Origin of the sequence: Kerstersia similis (assembly GCF_965139615.1) — a bacterium.
GTDB lineage: Bacteria > Pseudomonadota > Gammaproteobacteria > Burkholderiales > Burkholderiaceae_B > Kerstersia > Kerstersia similis.
In genome coordinates this window covers 45,416-64,621 of sequence record NZ_CBCSIQ010000024.1, presented here as the reverse complement: position 1 = coordinate 64,621, position 19,206 = coordinate 45,416, and the positions used below count along the sequence as shown (strand labels likewise).

Here is a 19,206-nt window from a genome sequence, read left to right as displayed (position 1 = left end):
CCGCACTGGCCATGATTGGAAGACAGCCATGAACCAATTCGCTATCCTTTACGAAGAACGATTCATCCGGCCTTCCGCCTGATGTTCAATCCGCCTTGAACACGGAATTGCTGACACTCCCTAAAAATTGCACTGCCTATTGCACTGTTCCTGGCCGCGTTGAGTTCCTCGCCATCCTCCATCCTCAATGCCGATTTTGCATTGGCCATGGCTGCCGGTCTGGTGCTGGCTTATATCGTTGCCTATGTCGTGGGCAAGGTCGTTTACAAGCACAACCGTGCGGACGCCACCATGCAGGCCTTGTCGGCGTCCTTCCCTGATATGGCTTACTGCGGGCCTCCCATCCTGCTGGCAACGGTAGGATCGTCCGGCCTGATTGCCATGGTGATCGGCAACCTGATCTATACCGTCATCATTTTGCCCATCGCGCTGATGATGATCGGTGGCGGCAACAAGGGCCAGAGCGCCTGGAAGTCGTTTGGTAAATCCTTGTCGCAACCGCTGGTGTTCTTGCCCATCCTGGGTGCTGTGTTGGCGATCATCGGTGTGGAAGTGCCGGACGTCATCAAGAACTCGCTCAATGAACTGGGCAAGACCGCAGGCGGTGTGGCGCTTTTCTTCCTGGGCCTGTTCCTGTCGGGCATCAAGATGAATCTGCGCTCCGAAATCGTGTTCAACGTCATCGTCAAGAATATCCTGCAAGGTGCAGTGATTCTTGGCGTCGGGGTCGCGCTGGGCCTGGAAGGCATGCTGTTGAAGTCGGCTTTCATCATCGGCGTTCTGCCAACTGCGACCGCAACGCCCGCCTTGGCCGTGGCCAATAACGTTTACAAGGACGAAGCCGCTTCGACGGTGCTGCTCAGCACGCTGGTGTCCCTGGTGACGATGACGCTTGGCATCGTGGTGGTGTCCGAGTGGCTGTAAGGCAGGGGTGAACCTGCCCGCTTGGCCGGACTGCCTGGAGGTGTCGGGCGCCGGCTGGCGGGCAAGCTCACTGGGCAGGTTCTTCCGCTTTCGGAAGGGTCTGCCCGTAAGGCAGACAGGCGCCAAGGCGCCTTTAGCTGCGTCTGGCAGTCGGGTTTATGACGTCGGATTGTTGAAGTGGGCGTGACACTGTTTTTCCCCATGCGTCGCTGCGCCAGCGCGGTATGGGAAAAAGTAGTGGCAGTCGATAGACAAGTGATTGGCAAGGAGAGGATTGCGATGATCCGTTGTGTGCATCTTTTTACTGGCGATGATGGCCAGTCGTATTTCGAAGAGGGTCAGATTGATCTGCCCAAGGGCGAGCGCGGCGATAGCCTTAGCGCAGTCGCCGGTGCGGTCAGTATTTCGTTTCGTGAAACCAGCGAAGGCGGCAGCTTCGATTGGCATGAAGCGCCGGCCCACCAGTTCGTGCTGACGCTGAGCGGCACGCTGGAATTCGAAACGCGCGGCGGCAAGCGCTTTCAATTGTCCCCGGGCGATGTGCTCTGGGCCGAAGATACGACAGGCGGCGGACATCGCTGGCGCCTGATTGGTAGCGACCCCTGGCGTCGGGCCTATGTGATCCTGGCCCCGAATGCTGAGGTGCTGTTCGTACCGGCGAAGGCCGGCAACTGACGAGGAAAGAGGGATATGTCGAATAATGTGAACCTGCCGGAAAGCGCCGATATCGTGATGATCGGCGCTGGTATCATGAGCGCCACGCTGTCCACGGTCCTGAAGGAACTTGAGCCTTCGCTGAAGATCGTGATTGTCGAAGCGTTGGAAGATTGCGCGCAAGAAAGTTCCTACGGCTGGAACAACGCCGGTACCGGCCACGCGGCCAACTGCGAAATGAACTACACCCCGGCCCGGCCGGACGGTACCGTGGACATTTCCAAAGCGCTGGAAGTCAATACCGAGTTTGACCTGTCGCGTCAGCTGTGGTCGTACCTGGTGAAGAAGGGCGCGATCCCGGATCCGCAGGCTTTCATTCATCCGTGCCCGCACATGAGCTTTGTGTGGGGCAAGGACAACGTCGCCTATCTGCGTGAGCGTTTCAAGGAAATGTCCGCGCACCACTGCTATCACGGCATGGAGTACAGCGAAGATCCTAAGCAGATCGAGGCCTGGGCGCCGCTGATCATGGAAGGCCGTACCGGTGACGATCCGGTTGCCGCTACCCGCATCATCACCGGTTCGGATGTGGATTACGGCGCGCTGACGCACCTGCTGATCAAGCAGCTCGCCGCACAGCCCGACGCTTCGGTGCACTACCTCAAGCACGTCGAGGATCTGAAGCGCGACGCTGATGGCAGCTGGCGCGTCGATCTGAAGGACACCAAAACGCACGAGCGCCAGAGCCTGACGGCCAAGTTCGTGTTCATCGGTGCCGGCGGTGGTGCGCTGGAACTGCTGCAGAAGTCCGACATTCCCGAAGGCCACGGCTACGGCGGCTTCCCGGTCAGCGGCATCTGGCTGCGTTGCGATGTCGATAGCATCAGCGAACGCCACCATGCCAAGGTCTATGGCAAGGCGCCGCATGGTTCGCCTCCCATGTCCGTGCCCCACCTGGATACGCGCGTGATCGGCGGCAAGAAGTCCGTGCTGTTCGGGCCGTATGCCGGCTTCTCCACGCGTTTCCTCAAGCATGGCTCGCTGACCGACCTGTTCCGCTCCGTGCGTCCGGGCAACATCCTGCCCATGCTGGATGTGGCCAAGGACAACTGGCAGCTCAGCGAGTACCTGATTTCGCAAGTGCTGCAAAGCGCCAAGGATCAGTTCGCGATGCTGCGCCAGTTCTATCCCAATGCCAAGACGCCGGACTGGACGACTGCCGTCGCCGGCCAGCGTGTGCAGATCATCAAGCCGGGCACGGAGAAGGAAGGCGTCCTGGAGTTCGGCACCGAATTGATCGCTTCCAGCGATAAGTCGCTGGCCGCGCTGCTGGGTGCGTCGCCAGGCGCCTCGACGGCGGCTTTCATTGCCCTGGAAGTCCTGCAGAAGTGCTTTGCCGACAAACTGACTGCCGACGGTTGGTTGCCCAAGCTGAAGACCATCATCCCGACTTACGGGGTGGATCTGAAGACGGACGCCGATGCTTGCCGCGAAATCCGCAAGTCCACGGCGGCCACGCTTAATCTGGAATTCATCTGAGGGTTGCCATGAGCATCAAGAATGTTGCTGAGTATGTAATCGGTACGCTGGCGGAAAGTGGCGTCAAGCGTATCTACGGGATTGTCGGCGATAGCCTGAATGGCCTGACGGAAGCGCTGCGCCAGCAAAAGGAAGTGGAATGGGTCGGCGTGCGCCACGAAGAAGTGGCCGCATTCGCTGCATCCGGTGAGTCCCAGGTGACGGGCGAGCTGTCGGTGTGCGCCGGCTCGTGCGGGCCGGGCAACCTGCACCTGATCAACGGCTTGTTCGACGCGCATCGCAGCCGGACGCCGGTGCTGGCCATTGCCGCGCATATTCCATCGGCGGAAATCGGCAGCGGCTATTTCCAGGAAACGCATCCGCAGGAATTGTTCCGCGAGTGCAGCCACTACTGCGAACTGGTGTCTGACGCCAGCCAGATTCCCTATGTGCTGGACAATGCCATCCGCGCGGCCGTTGGCAAGCGTGGCGTGGCTGTCGTGGTGCTGCCGGGTGACGTGGCGCTGCAGGCATCGCCGCGCAAGAGCGTCACTTCGCGTCGCGGCCTGCTGCCGCCGCAGCCGAAGGTCACGCCGGCTGACGAGGAAATCACGGCGCTGGCAGACTTGCTCAACGATTCGTCCAAGGTGGCGATTTTCGCTGGCCGCGGTTGCGCGGGCGCGCATGCCCAGTTGCTGCAACTGGCCGACGTGCTCAAGAGCCCCATCGTGCACGCACTGGGCGGAAAGGAACACGTTGAGTACGACAACCCCTTCGATGTGGGGATGACGGGTTTCATCGGCTTTTCCTCGGGCTATGCCGCCATGCATCATTGCGACACGCTGCTGATGCTGGGCACGGATTTCCCGTACAAGCAATTCCTGCCGACGGATTGCAAGATCGTCCAGGTGGATATCCGCCCGGAAAGCCTGGGCCGCCGCGCCAAGCTGGATCTGGGCGTCGTGGGCGATGTGGCGTTGACCATCGAAGCCGTGCTGCCCAAGCTGAAAGCACGTACCGACCGCAAGTTCCTGGATGCCGCGCTGGCGCATTACAAGGACGCCCGTGCCGGTCTGGACGAGCTGGCCCAGGGCAAGGCAGGCAAGCCGCCCATTCATCCGCAATACCTGGCCAGCCTGTTGAGCCAGCATGCCGATGAGGATGCTGTTTTCACGGCGGACGTCGGCACGGCCACGGTGTGGGCGGCACGTTATCTGAAGATGAACGGCAAGCGCCGCCTGATCGGTTCGCTGACGCACGGTTCCATGGCCAATGCGCTGCCGCAGGCCATCGGCATCCAGGCCTCCCAGCCGCACCGCCAGGTCGTGACGTTCTCCGGGGACGGTGGCTTCTCGATGCTGATGGGCGACCTGATTACCGTCAAGCATCGCAACCTGCCCGTGAAGATCGTTGTGTTCAACAACGGCGTGCTGGGCTTCGTGGCGCTGGAAATGAAGGCCGCGGGTTTCATCGACACGGAAGTGGATCTCGACAACCCCGATTTCTCCGCCGTGGCGCGTGCCGTGGGTATCCATGCCGTGCGCGTGGAGGATCCGGGCGATCTGGAAGCGGCGGTGAAGGAAGTGCTGGCGCATGACGGCCCGGCGTTGCTGGACGTCGTGACGGCCAAGCAGGAACTGGTCATGCCGCCCACGATCGGCATCGAACAGGTCAAGGGTTTCAGTCTGTGGGGCTTGCGTGCAGTGATGGACGGCAAGATGAGCAACGTCATTGACTTGGCCAAGACCAACCTGCTGCCCCGGTAATACCGGACAGCGGGGGTTTTGATCCAAGGCATCCAGGAAGGGCGCAGACCGAGTCTGCGCCTTTTAGGTAAGTGCCGGCTGCAGGTGTGAGCCGGGCCGGTCCCGCCTTTTCCGGGATCCATTATCACAAGGAGTAATGTGATGGTAGATGATGCAGTGGTCGATCTGTCGCGGCTTCAGTTCGCGGCAACTGCGCTTTATCACTTCCTGTTCGTCCCCCTGACCCTGGGACTGTCCATCCTCATCGCCGTCATGGAGACGGTGTATGTCGCGACGGGCAAGGAAGTTTATCGCCGCATGACCCAGTTCTGGGCCAAGCTGTTCATGATCAATTTTGCGCTGGGCGTGGCGACCGGCCTGACGATGGAGTTCCAGTTCGGTACGAACTGGTCCTTCTATTCCAGTTTTGTGGGCGATGCCTTCGGCGCGCTGCTGGCCGTGGAAGGGCTGATGGCCTTCTTCATGGAATCCACTTTCATCGGGCTGATGGTGTTCGGCTGGAACAAGCTGAGCCGTGCTCAGCACTTGGTCGTCACCTATCTCGTCGCTTTGGGTTCCAACCTGTCGGCGTTGTGGATTCTGGTGGCCAACAGCTTCATGCAAAGTCCGCAGGGCGCCGCGTTCAACCCGGTGACCATGCGTATGGAACTGGAAAGCTTTTTCCACCTGTTCTTCAACCCTGACGCGCAAGCCAAGTTCGTGCATACGGTGCTGGCAGGCTATGTGACAGCGGCGATTTTCGTCTGTGGTGTCAGTGCCTTCTATATGCTGCGCAACCGGCATATGGATCTGGCCAAGCGTTCCTTCCGCATCGCGTCGCTGTTCGGCGTGCTGGGGACGGCAGGTGTACTGACGCTGGGCGATGCACTGGGCTTCGTGGGCGCGCATGCGCAGCCGACGAAACTGGTGGCCATGGAAGCATTGTGGGAAACCGAAGAAGCCCCGATGTCCTTCAATGCCATCGCCTTCCCGTCGCAGGACGAGCAGCGCAACCTGTGGGCATTGCAGATTCCGGCCATGCTGTCCATCCTGGTGACGCACTCGCTGGACGGTACGGTACCGGCGGTCGATGTGCTGGAGGAACGTGCCAAGGTGAGGATACAGAGCGGCATTCCCGCGCTGAAAGCCATGGAGAAACTGAGCGCCGACCCGACCGATGCGGAAGCGCTGGCGCAGTTTGAAGCGCACAAGGCCGATCTGGGCTACGGCTTCCTGGTGCAACGCTACGCACCGGACGGTGATGTGTCGCGCGTGACGCAAGCGGATATCGACAAGGCAGCCAAGGACACCATTCCTGAGGTCTGGCTGATCTTCTGGTCGTTCCGGGTCATGGTGGCGCTGGGTCTGTTGATGCTGGGTTACTTCCTGCTGGCCATTATCCTGACGCTGACCAACAAGGTGCATCACTATCGCTGGTTCCTGCGCGGTTCGGTCTGGATGATTCCCGTGCCATTCCTGGCCTGTGAAATGGGCTGGCTGGTGGCTGAAGTGGGTCGCCAGCCCTGGACGGTATATGAAGTGCTGCCGACCTGGCTGTCTGCATCCACGCATAGCCTGACCTATATGATCGTGTCCTTGGTCGGCTTTGTGGTGATCTATACGATCTTCGCGGTCATCGAGATCTTCCTCATGCTGAAGTCCATCCGCAAGGGGCCTGATGATCCCGAGCCCGAAGCTTCGGTTCCGTCCATTGCGCCGGCCCCGGCCGCTGCAACCTGAGCTCAAGGAGATTCGTCATGGAGATTTATCTCGTACTGAAAGTGCTCTGGTGGGTATTGCTGGGCGTGTTGCTGATCGGTCTGGCCGTCATGGTCGGCATGGACATGGGCGTAGGCACGCTGCTGCGCTTCGTGGGCCGCACCGATGCGGAACGCCGCGTGGCGCTCAACATCATCGGTCCGCACTGGGACGGCAACCAGGTCTGGTTCATCCTGGGCGGCGGAGCCATCTTCGCAGCCTGGCCGCTGGTCTATGCCACGGCCTTCTCCGGCTTCTATATTGTGATGCTGGTGCTGCTGTGGAGCATGATCGTGCGTCCGCTGGGTTTCGAGTACCGCAGCAAGATGCCGTCCGAACGTTGGCGTAATGCCTGGGACTGGAGCCTGTTCGTGTCCGGTTTCGTGCCCATGCTGATTTTCGGTGCCGCCATTGGCAACGTGTTGCAGGGCGTGCCGTTCCATTTCGATTGGCGCCTGACGTCCTACTACACCGGCAGTTTCCTGGAACTGCTGAACCCGTTCGCCATCCTGTGCGGCCTGGTGTCCGTGTCCATGTCCATCTACATGGGGGGTGCCATGCTGATGAGCGGCAGCGCGGGTGAAGTCGCTGTGCGCGCGCGCCGTGCGGCCCTGTGGGGGGGCGTGGTCGCCTTGGTGTTGTTCACCATCGGCGGCTTCTGGGTTTCCGGCATGGACGGCTTCCGTATTGTGCAGAGCCCGGATTTCGCCGCAGCGCAAACGCCGCTGCACCAAACGGTGGAACGCGTGCCCGGCGGCCTGCTGGCGAATTTCAGCCAGTACCCCGTGCTGTGGATTTTGCCGGCGCTGACCTATATCGGCGTGGTGTTGGGGCTGCTGGCATTGCGTGCCCGTCGTGAGCTGCTGGGCTGGTGGCTGGGCGCGCTGGCCTGGGTGGGCGTGCTGGGCACGGCAGGTGCAGCGATGTTCCCGTTCATGATGCCTTCATCGACCCATCCCTCGCATAGCCTGACCGTCTGGAACTCCGGTGCCAGTGCTGTCACGCAGGGCTGGATGCTGGGCTTTACCATCATCTTCATGCCGCTCATCATTTGCTACACCAGCTGGGCCTTCTGGGTGATGCGTGGCAAGGTGGATGCCAAGCAGGTCGAAAACTCTCACCACGCTTTGTAAGGAGGCGGACATGTCGGTACTTGCACGTTTCATCGTGGCCGGAGTTCTCGCAGTGATCGTCATCCTGCTGGCGATTGTGCTGGGTGACTACGGGCCATGGTATTTCTCCTGGCTGCTGGGCACAGGGTTCATGATCCTGGTAGCAGCGCTGGGTGGCGTCCTGTTTGAAGCGCAGGAAGACGCCGCCGAGCGTGGCGACGCGGGCGCAGCCGGCCAGGCCAAGGCTGCGAAGGACACCTCAGGCTACTGAGGCTGACTTTCCCAGGCTGGCTGGGCCAGTAGGAAAAGAGGCGTTCCGGTTTTGGCCGGAACGCCTCTTTTTTTCATGCTGGGCTAGAGCTCAGGCTGCGGTTTTTCTGCTGATAGGCAATAGCCAGCGCGTCAGCCAGGCGAGTACGATGCCCGCCGCGGCACCGATGGTATCGGCGAGCAGATCCGCCCATTCTCCAGAGCGCCCGAAACTCGGCTGTATCAGTTCGATCAGCCCGCCATAGGCGATGGCGGCAGCGAAAGTGCGCAAGGCCCAGCGCGGCCGGGCGACCACGAAGGGAAAGACCAGCGCGGCAAAGGCCAGTGCGTGGTGGAGCTTGTCTCCGCCGGAAACGCGAGGCAGGGAGCCCGGCGCGGCCAGCGTCAGATAAGTGATAGCAATCAGAAGGGCCAGGGTGGCAGCCAGCGCCAGTCGGTCAAGCATTGATTGAGTCATGAAAACAGAACGGGAATAGACAACGGTGACAGTCCGGCCTGCGCAGCGGCTCGCTTGTTCAGCGATTGGGGTCGAACCGGCCAAGTGGCCGAACAGTCCGGTGGCGCATCAGGATCGGGCGTGCCTGCGAGGTACAGAGTAAAGCGGGGTGGTGCAGCGATAGCCCGAAATACCGGGGAGGTCGGGCCAAGCCTTGCAAGCTCAGCGCTGGGATCGTATCACGTGGCCAGGATAGGCAAGCTGACATCGAGTCCGGACGAGGCCAATGGCCAGGGCGGCAGGGGACGAACGGTGAACCTGTGCTGCAAGCCTGGCCGTGTCCTGCCCTGGAGGATGGGCGGCGGCAGTGCGGGCCAGCGGGGCGATACGCTAGAATGCGGTTTTGCGGCTTGGGCTCTCGCCCTCTGTCGTGTCTCTTCCTGTTCTGCGCCGCGCTGGATATGTCCGGTGGCGGGCAAGGAGTCTTTCATGTTGCGCGCCTGCTGGCTGGCAGCGTATGTCTGCGCCATCTTGTTGGCCAATATCTTTCTGGACAGCTTTATCGGGTTGCCAGGATTTGGTCTCTTCAGTATCGGTTCCATTTTCTTCGCGGCGGTTTTCACCTTGCGTGATCGCCTGCACGCCTATGGTCTGCCGACGGTCTATCTGGCCATCGGGCTGGCCCTGCTGGTGACGGCAGCCTACGGCCAGTTCATCGCTCACGTACCACCACGTTTTTTACTGGCCTCGTTCGCCGCCATACTGGCAGGCGAGTTGGCCGATACGGCCATGTTTCAGCGACTGCGCCACAGGCGTTGGCATGCGCGCGTGCTTGCCAGCAATGCCGTCAGCGTCCCGCTGGACAGTACCGCCTTCACGGTGCTGGCTTTTGCGGGAGCCATGAGCGTCTATGACATGACGCAGATCATTTATGCGGATGTCATCGGCAAGTTTCTGATTGCCGCCGTGCTGGCCTGGCTGCCGTTCATGCAATGGGAGCGACGCCGGCAGCAAGGCGGAACGGGCGCCTGCCCGTTGACAGTGCCAGATTGTTCGGTGCCTGTCTGTTCCGTGCCTGTCGCTAATGGGCCGTTGGAAATGACACAATCTGGAGAAAAATCATGCTGAGTGCCTATGCCGCGCGCCAGATGCGCCAAGCGCTGGCACGATCCTCGGGCCAGCGGTCAGCGTCGCGGGTCGGCGCAACAGCAGGGGAGGCTGAGGCGACCACGGTGGCCGTGGTGGCCGGGATGGCAGCCGATGTGGCGAGCGACCATACGGCTGTTCCCGAGCGTCCTGATGATTATCGTTCGCCGGACACGGGGGCCGTGCTGAAAACCATTGCCAATCCGCATCCGGGGATGCGGACCTGGCAGCAGCATGAGCTGATCCTGCCCGAATTGTGCCCGGCCTCGCATAATCCGGGGGAGGGGTCCTGGTTGCATATCCGCTATCGCAGCCGGGCGCGCTTGCTCGAAGTGTTTTCACTGGGGGCTTATCTCCAGGCATTCATCGGGCATCGTCTGGTGCGTGATGTCGAGCAGTTGACGCAGGTGCTTGCCCGGGATTGCGCACGGGTACTAGGGCATGGCGTCGAACTGGAAGGATATTTTGTGCTGCCCAAACTGGGCCAGGCGGTTCGTACGCGGGTGCGGACAGCGGGTTGAACGGACGCCCGGCAGGCGGGGTTGCAGCCGGCGGGGCAATCAGCCTCTGGCCCGGACAAGGGCATGGGGGGGCATGAGCCCTGGGTCGCGTTCCAGGTGACGATAAATGGTACTGCGATGGATGCCCAGCCGCCGCGCCGCCTGTGACACGTTGCCACTGCAGGCCGCCAGGGTTTGTTCGATCATGGCAAGCGTGGCGTCGCGCAGGCCGGCGGGCTTCGTGCGGGGCGCGGGGGGAGCATCTGCTGCCACGGCGGATGCGGCGGCGCCGGTATCAGATGGCGATGCCGGCTGAAGGGGAGGTGATCCGGCCGTGTTGGATGTCTGGCTACCGGGCAGCGCAACATTTTGCAGATACGCGGCGACATCTGCGGCAGTGATCACGCTGCCGGGGGCGCTCATGACGCTCAAGGTACGCATGAAGGCCTGGAGTTCGCGGTAATTGCCGGGCCAGGGGTGGCGGGTGAGTTGATCCAGCGCGCTGTCATCCAGGGTCAAGGGCAGGGCATCGCCTGCGGTGGCGCGCAGCATGCTGCACACATAACTGCGGAAATCCGCGCGTTCGCGCAGTGGCGGCAAATTGACGCGCAGGTCATGCAGGCGATAGAACAAGTCATTACGGAACTGCTCGGCCTGCACCAGTGCGCCGATGTCCCGGTGGGTGGCGCTGATCAGGCCGAATTCGACCGGTATCAGGCGATCCGAACCCAGGGGTTGCACCGCCCGTTCCTGCAAGGCGCGCAGCAGGCGGGTCTGCAGACTGAGAGGCATGTCGCCGATTTCATCCAGGAACAGAACGCCACCGTCTGCCTCGCGCAGCCGGCCACGCGAGCCATTGCGGCGCGCGCCGGTAAAGGCGCCGGCTTCATAGCCGAACAGTTCGGCTTCGATCAGGGATTCAGGCAGGGCGCCGCAATTGACGGCAACAAAGGGGCCATTGCGCCAGCGGCTGGCTGCGTGCAGCCGGCGGGCATAAATTTCCTTGCCGGCTCCGGTTTCCCCTTGCAGAAACACCCCCAAGCCGCCATCAAAGGCACGGCGCACGGCATCAAATCGCGTGCTCAGTTGGGGATCCAGGGCCAGCTTGGGTGCCAGGGCGGGGTGGGGGCGGACGCCTGCGGGCCGCTCTTCCCTGGGCGGTGTTTCCGCTGATGCCTGGCCCTCAGGGCGTACCGGGCGTGCGGGAGAGGCGGCCGGCGTTGGGGGGGAAGCGTGTGCTGCGGCAGGGGGAGACACCGGCGCGCTTGCAGCCGATGCTGCCAGGGAAACGGCGCTGGATGCCGGGAAGGTCGCGCCGACCGGGATGAGTGTGCGATTGCGGAACAGGCTGGCATAAAAGCTTTCGCCGTCCGGGGCCCGCAGCAAGGTGGCCTCCTGGCCCAGTTGTTGCCATTCGCCCAGCCAGCGTTGCGCCGGCTGATCAAGCAAGTCGCTCCAGGAGGTGCGCAGCAGGCTCAGCGCAAGGTCATTGGCGCCAACAATGTGGCCGTCCTCCAGCAGCAGCAAGGCCCGCTCAGTCGATTCCAGCAAGGAAGGCTGGCGTTGAAAGACGAGCAATTCCCGCCCGGAGAGGCTTTGCTGCATCATCCGGTTGGTAATCAGCCGTGAACACAGCGCGGCCAGGCCCAGCGCGTAGTCATGCAACTGCGACGCTTCGCCGGAAATATCGAGTACACCCATGCGGTCGCCACGCGGCGACCAGACCGGCGCACCGTGACAACTCAGAATACGGTTGCAGTGCAGATAATGTTCCGCACCATGCACGCGTACCGGCGTGTTTTCCAGCAAGGCAGTGCCGATGGCATTGGTGCCGCGGTGCTGTTCGGCCCAGCTGACGCCGGGCTGCAGCGCCACGCTTTCCGCCTGTTGCAGGAAACTGGTGTTTCCAGCGGTTTGCAGGATCACCCCAGTGGCATCCGCCAGCAGCACGATGCCGGCGTGGCGCCCCACCATATTGGAGAGCGTGTCGATTTCCGGCTGGGCCGCCTGCAGCAGGCTGGCATGCTGTGCCAGCCTGACATTGAGTTCGCCGCGTACCAGCATGACGGGATCGGGTTGCATGTCGGATTCCCGAGCCATGCAGCGTTGCCAGGAACGCAGCACCGAGGCCGAAGAGGGTTCGGCTTGCAGTGCAGCGGCGAAATGGAATGTCATCTCTATGGCCTCCCTTAGAACGTCGTTACGATCTATGCGTGGTACGCGCAAGGCGACAAAGATTGCAAAATCAAAGTGTCGCTTTATGCGACAGGTGTTGTCTTTGAATGTGTCGCAGTGTCGCGGTTTGCAGCGTTGCAGCCAGGACTGGCTGAGGTACGGCATAAGCAAATTATGCCCTAAACCTGCGCCTGCACCAGCGCGGAAAACGAGAAGCATTTTTTCCTGCTTCTTGGCATGCTAATTGCTTATGTACCGGCAAGGGCGGCGCCGCATGGTGCGGTTCCGAACCGTTAAAGGAGAAGAGGCATGAATCTGTCAGATTTGAAGAAGCTGGGACTGGATGTCGAATTTCCGTTCAAGAAGAAGTATGAGAACTTCATCGGTGGCAAGTGGGTTGCACCGGTGGCAGGCAACTACTTCGAGGACATTTCGCCCATCACCGGCCAGGCATTTACCAGTGTGCCGCGTTCCGACGCGCAGGATATCGAATTGGCCCTGGATGCCGCCCATGCCGCGCGTGCCGCCTGGGGCAGGACGTCCGCTGCCGAGCGCTCCAACATCCTGCTGCGCATCGCCGATCGCATCGAACAGAACCTCGAACGCCTGGCGGTTGCCGAAACCATAGATAACGGCAAGCCGCTGCGCGAAACCATGGCTGCCGACCTGCCACTGGCCGTGGATCACTTCCGTTACTTCGCGGGTTGCCTGCGGGCCGAGGAAGGCGCAATTTCCGAGATTGACAGCACCACGGTTGCCTACCACTTCAAGGAGCCCATTGGCGTGGTCGGTCAGATCATTCCGTGGAATTTCCCCTTGCTGATGGCCGCCTGGAAGCTGGCGCCGGCACTGGCGGCAGGATGCCCGGTCGTGCTGAAGCCGGCAGAGCAGACGCCGGCTTCCATCCTGGTACTGATGGAGCTGATTGGCGACCTGCTGCCGGCAGGCGTGCTCAATATTGTCAACGGCTTTGGCAAGGAGGCCGGTGAGGCCTTGGCGACCAGCAAGCGCATTGCCAAGGTGGCATTCACGGGCTCCACGCCGGTGGGGCGCCATATCCTGCATGCCGCAGCAGAAAACCTGATTCCGGCAACGGTCGAACTGGGCGGGAAATCGCCCAATATCTTCTTTGCCGACGTTCTCGATAAGGATGATGCTTTCCTGGACAAGGCCTTGGAAGGTCTGTCTATGTTCGCTTTGAACCAGGGTGAAATCTGCACATGCCCCTCGCGCATCCTGATTCAGGAATCCATCTACGAGCGTTTTATTGAAAAGGCGGTTGCCCGGGTCAAGTCCATCAAGACCGGTAACCCGCTGGATCGCCAGACCATGGTGGGAGCGCAGGTATCCAAGGCGCAGATGGACAAGATCCTGTCCTATATCGACATCGGCCGCAACGAAGGCGCAGAGTGCCTGATCGGCGGCACGCGTAACCCGCTCAAGGAAGGCCTGGAGGATGGCTACTACATCAGCCCGACTTTGCTGCTGGGCAAGAATGACATGCGTATTTTCCAGGAGGAAATTTTCGGGCCCGTCGCGGCTGTCACGACGTTCAAGGATGAGGAAGAAGCCATCGCCATCGCCAACGATACGTCCTTCGGCCTGGGTGCCGGTGTCTGGACGCGTGACGGTTCGCAAGCCTACCGGGTCGGGCGTGGCGTGCAGGCAGGCCGGGTCTGGACCAACTGCTATCACCTCTATCCTGCGCATGCGGCGTTCGGTGGCTACAAGGAATCCGGTATCGGCCGTGAAACCCACAAGGTCGCCTTGTCCAACTACCAGCAAACCAAGTGCCTGCTGGTGAGCTACAGCCCCAACGCATTGGGCTTTTATTGAGCACGAAACGAGCAGACGGTAGGCCGGGACGTTTCGGCCTGCTGCCTGCGCGTTGTCTGTGGCGCCCAGCGCCACAGACCCCTTTGGTGGCGAAGCATGATCGGGATCAAGACGCCCGGTCACGCTTTTGTCCATGATGGTGTTTGATTTGTTTCAAGGAGCGTATCCATGCAACGCACGATGAAAGCGGCAGTTCTACGTACTTTCGGCCAGCCCCTGCGGATCGAAGAAGTTGAAGTTCCGCGTCCGGGGCCGGGTGACATCCTTGTCAAGATCGAAGCATGCGGCGTTTGCCATACCGATCTGCACGCCGTGGAAGGAGATTGGCCGGTCAAGCCCAATCCGCCCTTCATTCCAGGCCATGAGGGCGTGGGGCATGTCGTGGCGGTTGGCCAGGGCGTCACTCATGTCAAGGAAGGGGATCGCGTCGGTATTCCCTGGCTGTATTCGGCTTGCGGTTATTGCGAGCACTGCCTGGGCGGCTGGGAAACGCTGTGTGAAAAGCAGCAGAATGCCGGTTACTCGGTCAATGGCGGCTTTGCGGAATACGCGCTGGCCAATGCTTCCTATGTCGGTTTGCTGCCCAAGAGCGTGGACTTCATCGAGATTGCGCCTATCCTGTGCGCCGGCGTGACGGTGTACAAGGGATTGAAGATGACGGAGACCCAGGCTGGGCAATGGGTCGCCATTTCGGGAATCGGCGGCCTTGGGCACGTGGCTGTGCAGTACGCGCGAGCCATGGGGCTGAATGTTGCCGCCGTGGATGTTGATGATGAAAAGCTGGAACTGGCGCGCAAGCTGGGCGCCGAAGTCACCGTTAATGCACGCAATACCGACCCTGCGGCTTACCTGAAACGTGAAGTCGGGGGCGTGCATGGCGCGCTGGTGACCGCCGTGTCGCCTATCGCGTTCCAGCAGGCCATGGGAATGACGCGCCGTGGCGGCACGATTGCGCTCAATGGTTTGCCGCCGGGCGAGTTCTCGCTGTCCATTTTCGATATGGTGCTCAATGGCACGACCGTACGCGGTTCCATTGTCGGGACGCGCCTGGACTTGCAGGAGGCCCTGGATTTTGCCGGAGATGGCAAGGTCAAGGCGACGGTGACGTCCGACAAGCTGGAAAACGTCAACGAAGTGTTCGATCGCATGCGCCAAGGCAAGATCAACGGCCGCGTCGTATTGGATCTGGCTGCGTGATGCCAGAAGGGATGCGCCCTTGGGCGCATCCATGAAAAACACCCCGGAAGCGCGGATATCTGTCGCGTTTTCGGGGTGTGTTTTTTTTATGGCCGCCACTGCGTGAGCCTGGCCCGTCGGGCCAGGCAAGGTTCAGGTATTCCTGCGGTCAGGCTTCGACATCGGCAGAGGCCTCCGCCGCTTGTGCCATGAAGCCGCCACTTTGGCGTTCCCACAGGCGGGCGTAAAGGCCGCCTTGCGCCAGCAGTTCGGCATGCGTGCCGCTTTCGACGATATGGCCCTGGTTCAGTACGACCAGACGATCCATGCGGGCAATCGTGGAGAGACGGTGGGCGATGGCGATCACCGTCTTGCCGCGCATCAGGATATCCAGGCTGTCCTGGATGGCTGCTTCTACTTCCGAATCGAGCGCCGATGTCGCTTCATCGAGCACCAGGATGGGGGCGTTTTTCAGCAGGACTCGGGCAATGGCAATGCGTTGGCGCTGCCCGCCGGACAGTTTGACGCCGCGTTCGCCGACGTAAGCATCCAGCCCCTGGCGGCCATCGCCATCGCTCAGCTTGGGCACGAAGTCTGCGGCGCTGGCCTGGGCCAGGGCTTCAAACAATTCTGCATCGCTGGCGCCGGGACGCCCGTAGAGCAGGTTTTCCCGGATGGAGCGGTGCAGCAGGGACGGTTCCTGGGTCACGATACCGATCTGTTCGCGCAAGCTATCCTGCTGCACTTGGGCGATGTCCTGCTGGTCAACCAGAATGCGTCCGCCCTGGACGTCATACAGCCTCAGCAGCAAGTTGACCAGCGTGGATTTACCGACGCCAGATGGGCCGATCAGGCCGATTTTTTCTCCGGGACGAATGTGCAGATCCACGCCCTGCAGAACGGGATGGCGTTCGTCGTAGTGGAACTGGACATGGTCAAAGCGGATATCGCCCTGGGTGATGGCCAGTGGCGGGGCCTTGGGCGCATCCACGACGCTGCGCGGTTGGGCGATGGTGCGCAAGCCGTCCTGAACCACGCCGAAGCTTTCGAAAATGCCGCTCACGACCCACATGATCCAGCCGGACATGGTGTTGATACGGATCACGAGGCCCGTGGACAGCGCAATGACGCCCAGGGAAGCATGGCCGGCGTGCCAGAGCCAGACCGCGAGCCCTGCGGTGCCGACGATCAGAATGCCGCTCAGGCTGGTAATGGCGAAGTCCATGGCGGTGATGACGCGGCCGGACATTTGCGCCTTGGCCGTTTGCTCCGCCATGGCGGCCTGGGCGTGCTGCTCTTCCAGACGGGTATGGGCGAACAGCTTGAGCGTGATGATATTGGTATAGCTATCGACAATACGGCCCAGCAGCTTGGCGCGCGCGGCTGCGGATGCCGCGGAGCGGCGCCGTGCCAACGGCACGAAGTAAGCGAGCAGGCCGATATAACAGACCAGCCAGAACAGCAGCGGCAGGGTCAGCAGCCAGTCGGCCTGGGCGAACAGGTAAATGGCGCTGCCCGAATACACCACCATGCGCCAGAGGGCATCCACCATCTGTACGGACGATTCGCGCAGCGCCAGCGACGTCTGCATGATGCGGCTGGCAGTACGGCCGGCCAGATCGTTCTGGAAAAAACTCAGGCTTTGTCCAAGGACATAGCGGTGGTTCTGCCAGCGGATCATCGTGGCGAAATTCGGGTTGATGGTCTGGTGCACCAGCAGGTTATGCAGGCCAGACAGCAAGGGCCGGACCAGCAGGGCGATGATGGCCATCGTCAGCAGCGCCGTACCATGCACCGTGAAAAAATCTTCCTTGGCCGTGGATTGCGCCATATCGACGATTTCACCGATAAAGCTGAAGAGGGCGACCTCAACCAGCGAACCGGCCAGCCCGACGACCAGCAGCAGAATGAACCAGGGCCAGACTTGCTTCAGATAGAAGCGGTAGAACGCGCCTACCTCGTCCGGCGGCGCGGTATCGGGCGATGGCTTGAACGGATTGATCAGGTTTTCGAAACGTTGGAACAGGGACGACTTGGTCTGTTTTGGCATGCGTAACTCAGTATTTTTGAAGCTGTGTGCAACGAGGGTCAATCCTGCGGCGCACGCGCCGTGGTGGGGGGCGGTGCGGCGTCGGGAGCGACCTGGCCGGTGTGTTCCGGCTCGGCGTGTTCGTGTAATTCTTCTGCAGGATGATAACGGCGGACACGCCACCGTACGCGCAAGTCGTTCCAGAGCGGCGGCAAGGCCAGCACCAGCAAGAAGAAGGAAAGCGGCAGCGTCATGGAATAGCCCCAGGACTGAAAGCCGAAAGCGCCTGTCATGGCACCTACCAGAAAAGCCAGCAGAAGCTTGCTGTGCAGAATCAGCTTGGCGCGATTGGCAACGACCCGCCCTTGCCCCCGATGGGTGGCGCGCGGGCTATTGATATAGAACAGCTTGCCCAGTTCTATGCCAATATCGGTCACCATGCCGGTGACATGGGTCGTGCGGATCACGGCATTGGAAATCTTGGTGATCAGGGCATTTTGCAGGCCCATCATGTAGCACAGCAGGACGACGGTAGGAGGCTGCAGAAAAGTGACCTGCCGGGCAATCTGCGCGCCGATCAGGCCGAACAGCAGCAACAGGGCTGCCTCCAGCAGCATCGGAATGGAGTACTGCGAGTGCAGGCGCTTGCGGCGCGCATAGTTGACCAGAATGGATGTGGTGATGGCACCGGCCAGGAATGAGCAGACGGCCACGACGCAGGCCAGCGCCAGCTCGAGATTGCGGGCACTGAGATGATCGGCAATGCCGGAGACCATGCCTGACATATGCGAGGTGTACTGGCCAACCGCCAGGAAACCGCCGGCATTGGCTGCACCCGCGACAAATGCCAGGCAGGCGCCCAGGCGCGCGTCAGTCTTGGGCGTCCGACGAGTATCGGTCCAGTGTGTGTAGCGCAACGACATAACCCTTCCAAAAGCGGGGGAGCAGCGGAAACGGGAGCGTATGGCCTTGGCAGGGCAAGGGAACGCGCTGCGGCGGTCCGGTCAGCAAACTCATTATAGGAGCGCCAGGGCTGGTTGGCACTTAAACGCGCGCGCCGACGAGCCTGCACGGGCGCAAGCGCAGCAGCGGTTCATACCCTGCAGCGATGGAGAGTCTCGGTGCTATCATCATTCGCTTGGTGGCGGGCACCAGGGGCCAGATGCAACATCCCCTGTTCCGCTTGTTCAACTGCGCCAGGGTGCGCTCACAGGCCGAGTCGCCATGCGTTCCAATTCTTCCCGTTCCTCCCGGCAGGCTTCTGCTCCAGGCAGCAGGCGTTCAGGTCCCTTTTCTGGCCGGAAGCTGGTCGTTCTCGGGGTGGTGTTTCTTTTTGCGGTACTGGCCAGCTGGGTCGGGCAGGATCGGGCGCCTTCGTCAGAGGTAACGCCGCAGGCGGGGGCCGCGGCGGAACGGTCTGCGGCGCAGTGGCCGGCGCTGCCGACGGACCAGTACCGTTATGCCATACAAGGCCAGGTTGTGCATGTGGCGGATGGCGACACGCTGACGGTGCGGCCGGCTGGCCAGGCGCAGCGTCGCATTCGGCTGGCCAATATCGACGCGCCGGAAACCGGGGATGGCGCGGCCCGTCCGGGGCAGCCCTTCGGTGCGGCAGCGCGTCGCGAGCTGGATCGCCTGGTCGCGGGCCAGCAGGTGTCCTTGCAATGCTACGAGGCAGATCAATACGGGCGCGATGTCTGCGACGTATTGCTGGGCGGGAACGATAGCGCCAACCGGCGCATGGTGGCCGCTGGCTATGCCTGGGCCAACCAGCAGGGCAAGGGCAAGCATCTGCGAGACAAATATATGGTGACGCTGGAGCAGCAGGCACGGCGTGAAAAACAGGGAATTTGGGCCGAACCGGACGCTATCCGTCCGTGGGTATGGCGCTATGATTGCTGGCAGCAGGGCAAGTGCTGATCGGCCT

General features: G+C 61.5%; 16 protein-coding genes. 12 read left to right on the top strand and 4 right to left on the bottom strand.

Annotated features, from left to right (window positions below):
• The first annotated feature begins 126 nt into the window (after positions 1 to 126).
• From ACNA1V_RS13980 to ACNA1V_RS13950, 7 genes are all read left to right on the top strand, one after another.
• Positions 127 to 924, top strand: a complete 798-nt coding sequence (locus tag ACNA1V_RS13980; protein WP_415834216.1) for an AEC family transporter — start codon at positions 127 to 129, stop codon at positions 922 to 924.
• A gap of 183 nt (positions 925 to 1,107) precedes the next feature.
• Positions 1,108 to 1,599 (top strand): cupin domain-containing protein, encoded by a 492-nt coding sequence (locus ACNA1V_RS13975; RefSeq protein WP_415834213.1) that lies wholly within the window; start codon positions 1,108 to 1,110, stop codon positions 1,597 to 1,599.
• Positions 1,600 to 1,614: 15 nt separating this feature from the next.
• Positions 1,615 to 3,117 carry a malate dehydrogenase (quinone) gene (mqo, locus tag ACNA1V_RS13970; protein ID WP_415834212.1) on the top strand — a complete coding sequence of 501 codons (1,503 nt, stop codon included), beginning with the start codon at positions 1,615 to 1,617 and terminating at the stop codon, positions 3,115 to 3,117.
• A gap of 8 nt (positions 3,118 to 3,125) precedes the next feature.
• Positions 3,126 to 4,862 (top strand): ubiquinone-dependent pyruvate dehydrogenase, encoded by a 1,737-nt coding sequence (gene poxB / locus ACNA1V_RS13965; RefSeq protein ID WP_415834211.1) that lies wholly within the window; start codon positions 3,126 to 3,128, stop codon positions 4,860 to 4,862.
• 141 nt (positions 4,863 to 5,003) lie between these two features.
• On the top strand, positions 5,004 to 6,581 hold the full coding sequence (locus ACNA1V_RS13960) for a cytochrome ubiquinol oxidase subunit I (protein ID WP_415834210.1): 1,578 nt from the start codon (positions 5,004 to 5,006) through the stop codon (positions 6,579 to 6,581).
• Positions 6,582 to 6,598: 17 nt separating this feature from the next.
• A complete protein-coding gene (gene cydB, locus ACNA1V_RS13955) occupies positions 6,599 to 7,732 on the top strand; it encodes a cytochrome d ubiquinol oxidase subunit II (protein WP_415834209.1) in 1,134 nt (377 codons plus the stop codon).
• A 10-nt stretch (positions 7,733 to 7,742) separates the two neighbouring features.
• Positions 7,743 to 7,982, top strand: coding sequence for a hypothetical protein (locus ACNA1V_RS13950; protein WP_415834208.1), 240 nt, complete (start codon positions 7,743 to 7,745; stop codon positions 7,980 to 7,982).
• A 90-nt stretch (positions 7,983 to 8,072) separates the two neighbouring features.
• On the opposite strand, the gene ACNA1V_RS13945 is transcribed toward ACNA1V_RS13950, so the two are convergent.
• A complete protein-coding gene (locus tag ACNA1V_RS13945; RefSeq protein ID WP_415834207.1) occupies positions 8,073 to 8,426 on the bottom strand; it encodes a VanZ family protein in 354 nt (117 codons plus the stop codon).
• Between the two features lie 480 nt (positions 8,427 to 8,906).
• Here ACNA1V_RS13945 and ACNA1V_RS13940 point away from each other — a divergent pair, with 480 nt between their 5' ends.
• Together ACNA1V_RS13940 and ACNA1V_RS13935 are read left to right on the top strand one after the other, a co-directional pair.
• A complete protein-coding gene (locus ACNA1V_RS13940) occupies positions 8,907 to 9,545 on the top strand; it encodes a VUT family protein (RefSeq protein WP_415834206.1) in 639 nt (212 codons plus the stop codon).
• Complete coding sequence (locus ACNA1V_RS13935; protein ID WP_415834205.1) at positions 9,539 to 10,084, top strand: hypothetical protein; 546 nt, start codon at positions 9,539 to 9,541, stop codon at positions 10,082 to 10,084. The genes ACNA1V_RS13940 and ACNA1V_RS13935 overlap by 7 nt, the downstream gene beginning before the upstream one ends.
• A gap of 39 nt (positions 10,085 to 10,123) precedes the next feature.
• Here the strand turns inward: ACNA1V_RS13935 and ACNA1V_RS13930 are convergent, their stop codons facing one another.
• Positions 10,124 to 12,238, bottom strand: coding sequence for a sigma-54-dependent Fis family transcriptional regulator (locus ACNA1V_RS13930; RefSeq protein ID WP_415834204.1), 2,115 nt, complete (start codon positions 12,236 to 12,238; stop codon positions 10,124 to 10,126).
• Between the two features lie 309 nt (positions 12,239 to 12,547).
• Between ACNA1V_RS13930 and exaC the strand changes: the two genes are divergently transcribed.
• Both exaC and adhP read left to right on the top strand, forming a co-directional pair.
• On the top strand, positions 12,548 to 14,074 hold the full coding sequence (gene exaC / locus ACNA1V_RS13925) for an acetaldehyde dehydrogenase ExaC (RefSeq protein WP_415834203.1): 1,527 nt from the start codon (positions 12,548 to 12,550) through the stop codon (positions 14,072 to 14,074).
• A 168-nt stretch (positions 14,075 to 14,242) separates the two neighbouring features.
• Complete coding sequence (gene adhP / locus ACNA1V_RS13920) at positions 14,243 to 15,271, top strand: alcohol dehydrogenase AdhP (protein WP_415834202.1); 1,029 nt, start codon at positions 14,243 to 14,245, stop codon at positions 15,269 to 15,271.
• Positions 15,272 to 15,419: 148 nt separating this feature from the next.
• Here the strand turns inward: adhP and ACNA1V_RS13915 are convergent, their stop codons facing one another.
• Together ACNA1V_RS13915 and ACNA1V_RS13910 are read right to left on the bottom strand one after the other, a co-directional pair.
• Positions 15,420 to 17,300 (bottom strand): ABC transporter ATP-binding protein, encoded by a 1,881-nt coding sequence (locus tag ACNA1V_RS13915; RefSeq protein WP_415834201.1) that lies wholly within the window; start codon positions 17,298 to 17,300, stop codon positions 15,420 to 15,422.
• Between the two features lie 38 nt (positions 17,301 to 17,338).
• Complete coding sequence (locus ACNA1V_RS13910; RefSeq protein ID WP_415834200.1) at positions 17,339 to 18,202, bottom strand: YoaK family protein; 864 nt, start codon at positions 18,200 to 18,202, stop codon at positions 17,339 to 17,341.
• Between the two features lie 397 nt (positions 18,203 to 18,599).
• On the opposite strand from ACNA1V_RS13910, the gene ACNA1V_RS13905 reads away from it, so the two are divergent.
• Positions 18,600 to 19,199, top strand: a complete 600-nt coding sequence (locus tag ACNA1V_RS13905; RefSeq protein ID WP_415834199.1) for a thermonuclease family protein — start codon at positions 18,600 to 18,602, stop codon at positions 19,197 to 19,199.
• Positions 19,200 to 19,206: the final 7 nt, after the last annotated feature.

Excerpts from the sequence above, each read along its gene's own strand:
- mqo (WP_415834212.1), top strand. The coding sequence starts at position 1,615 with ATGTCGAATAATGTGAACCTGCCGGAAAGCGCCGATATCGTGATGATC.
- poxB (WP_415834211.1), top strand. The coding sequence starts at position 3,126 with ATGAGCATCAAGAATGTTGCTGAGTATGTAATCGGTACGCTGGCGGAA.
- ACNA1V_RS13960 (WP_415834210.1), top strand. The coding sequence starts at position 5,004 with ATGGTAGATGATGCAGTGGTCGATCTGTCGCGGCTTCAGTTCGCGGCA.
- cydB (WP_415834209.1), top strand. The coding sequence starts at position 6,599 with ATGGAGATTTATCTCGTACTGAAAGTGCTCTGGTGGGTATTGCTGGGC.
- ACNA1V_RS13950 (WP_415834208.1), top strand. The coding sequence starts at position 7,743 with ATGTCGGTACTTGCACGTTTCATCGTGGCCGGAGTTCTCGCAGTGATC.
- ACNA1V_RS13945 (WP_415834207.1), bottom strand. The coding sequence starts at position 8,426 with ATGCTTGACCGACTGGCGCTGGCTGCCACCCTGGCCCTTCTGATTGCT.
- ACNA1V_RS13940 (WP_415834206.1), top strand. The coding sequence starts at position 8,907 with ATGTTGCGCGCCTGCTGGCTGGCAGCGTATGTCTGCGCCATCTTGTTG.
- ACNA1V_RS13935 (WP_415834205.1), top strand. The coding sequence starts at position 9,539 with ATGCTGAGTGCCTATGCCGCGCGCCAGATGCGCCAAGCGCTGGCACGA.
- ACNA1V_RS13930 (WP_415834204.1), bottom strand. The coding sequence starts at position 12,238 with ATGACATTCCATTTCGCCGCTGCACTGCAAGCCGAACCCTCTTCGGCC.
- exaC (WP_415834203.1), top strand. The coding sequence starts at position 12,548 with ATGAATCTGTCAGATTTGAAGAAGCTGGGACTGGATGTCGAATTTCCG.
- adhP (WP_415834202.1), top strand. The coding sequence starts at position 14,243 with ATGCAACGCACGATGAAAGCGGCAGTTCTACGTACTTTCGGCCAGCCC.
- ACNA1V_RS13915 (WP_415834201.1), bottom strand. The coding sequence starts at position 17,300 with ATGCCAAAACAGACCAAGTCGTCCCTGTTCCAACGTTTCGAAAACCTG.
- ACNA1V_RS13910 (WP_415834200.1), bottom strand. The coding sequence starts at position 18,202 with ATGTCGTTGCGCTACACACACTGGACCGATACTCGTCGGACGCCCAAG.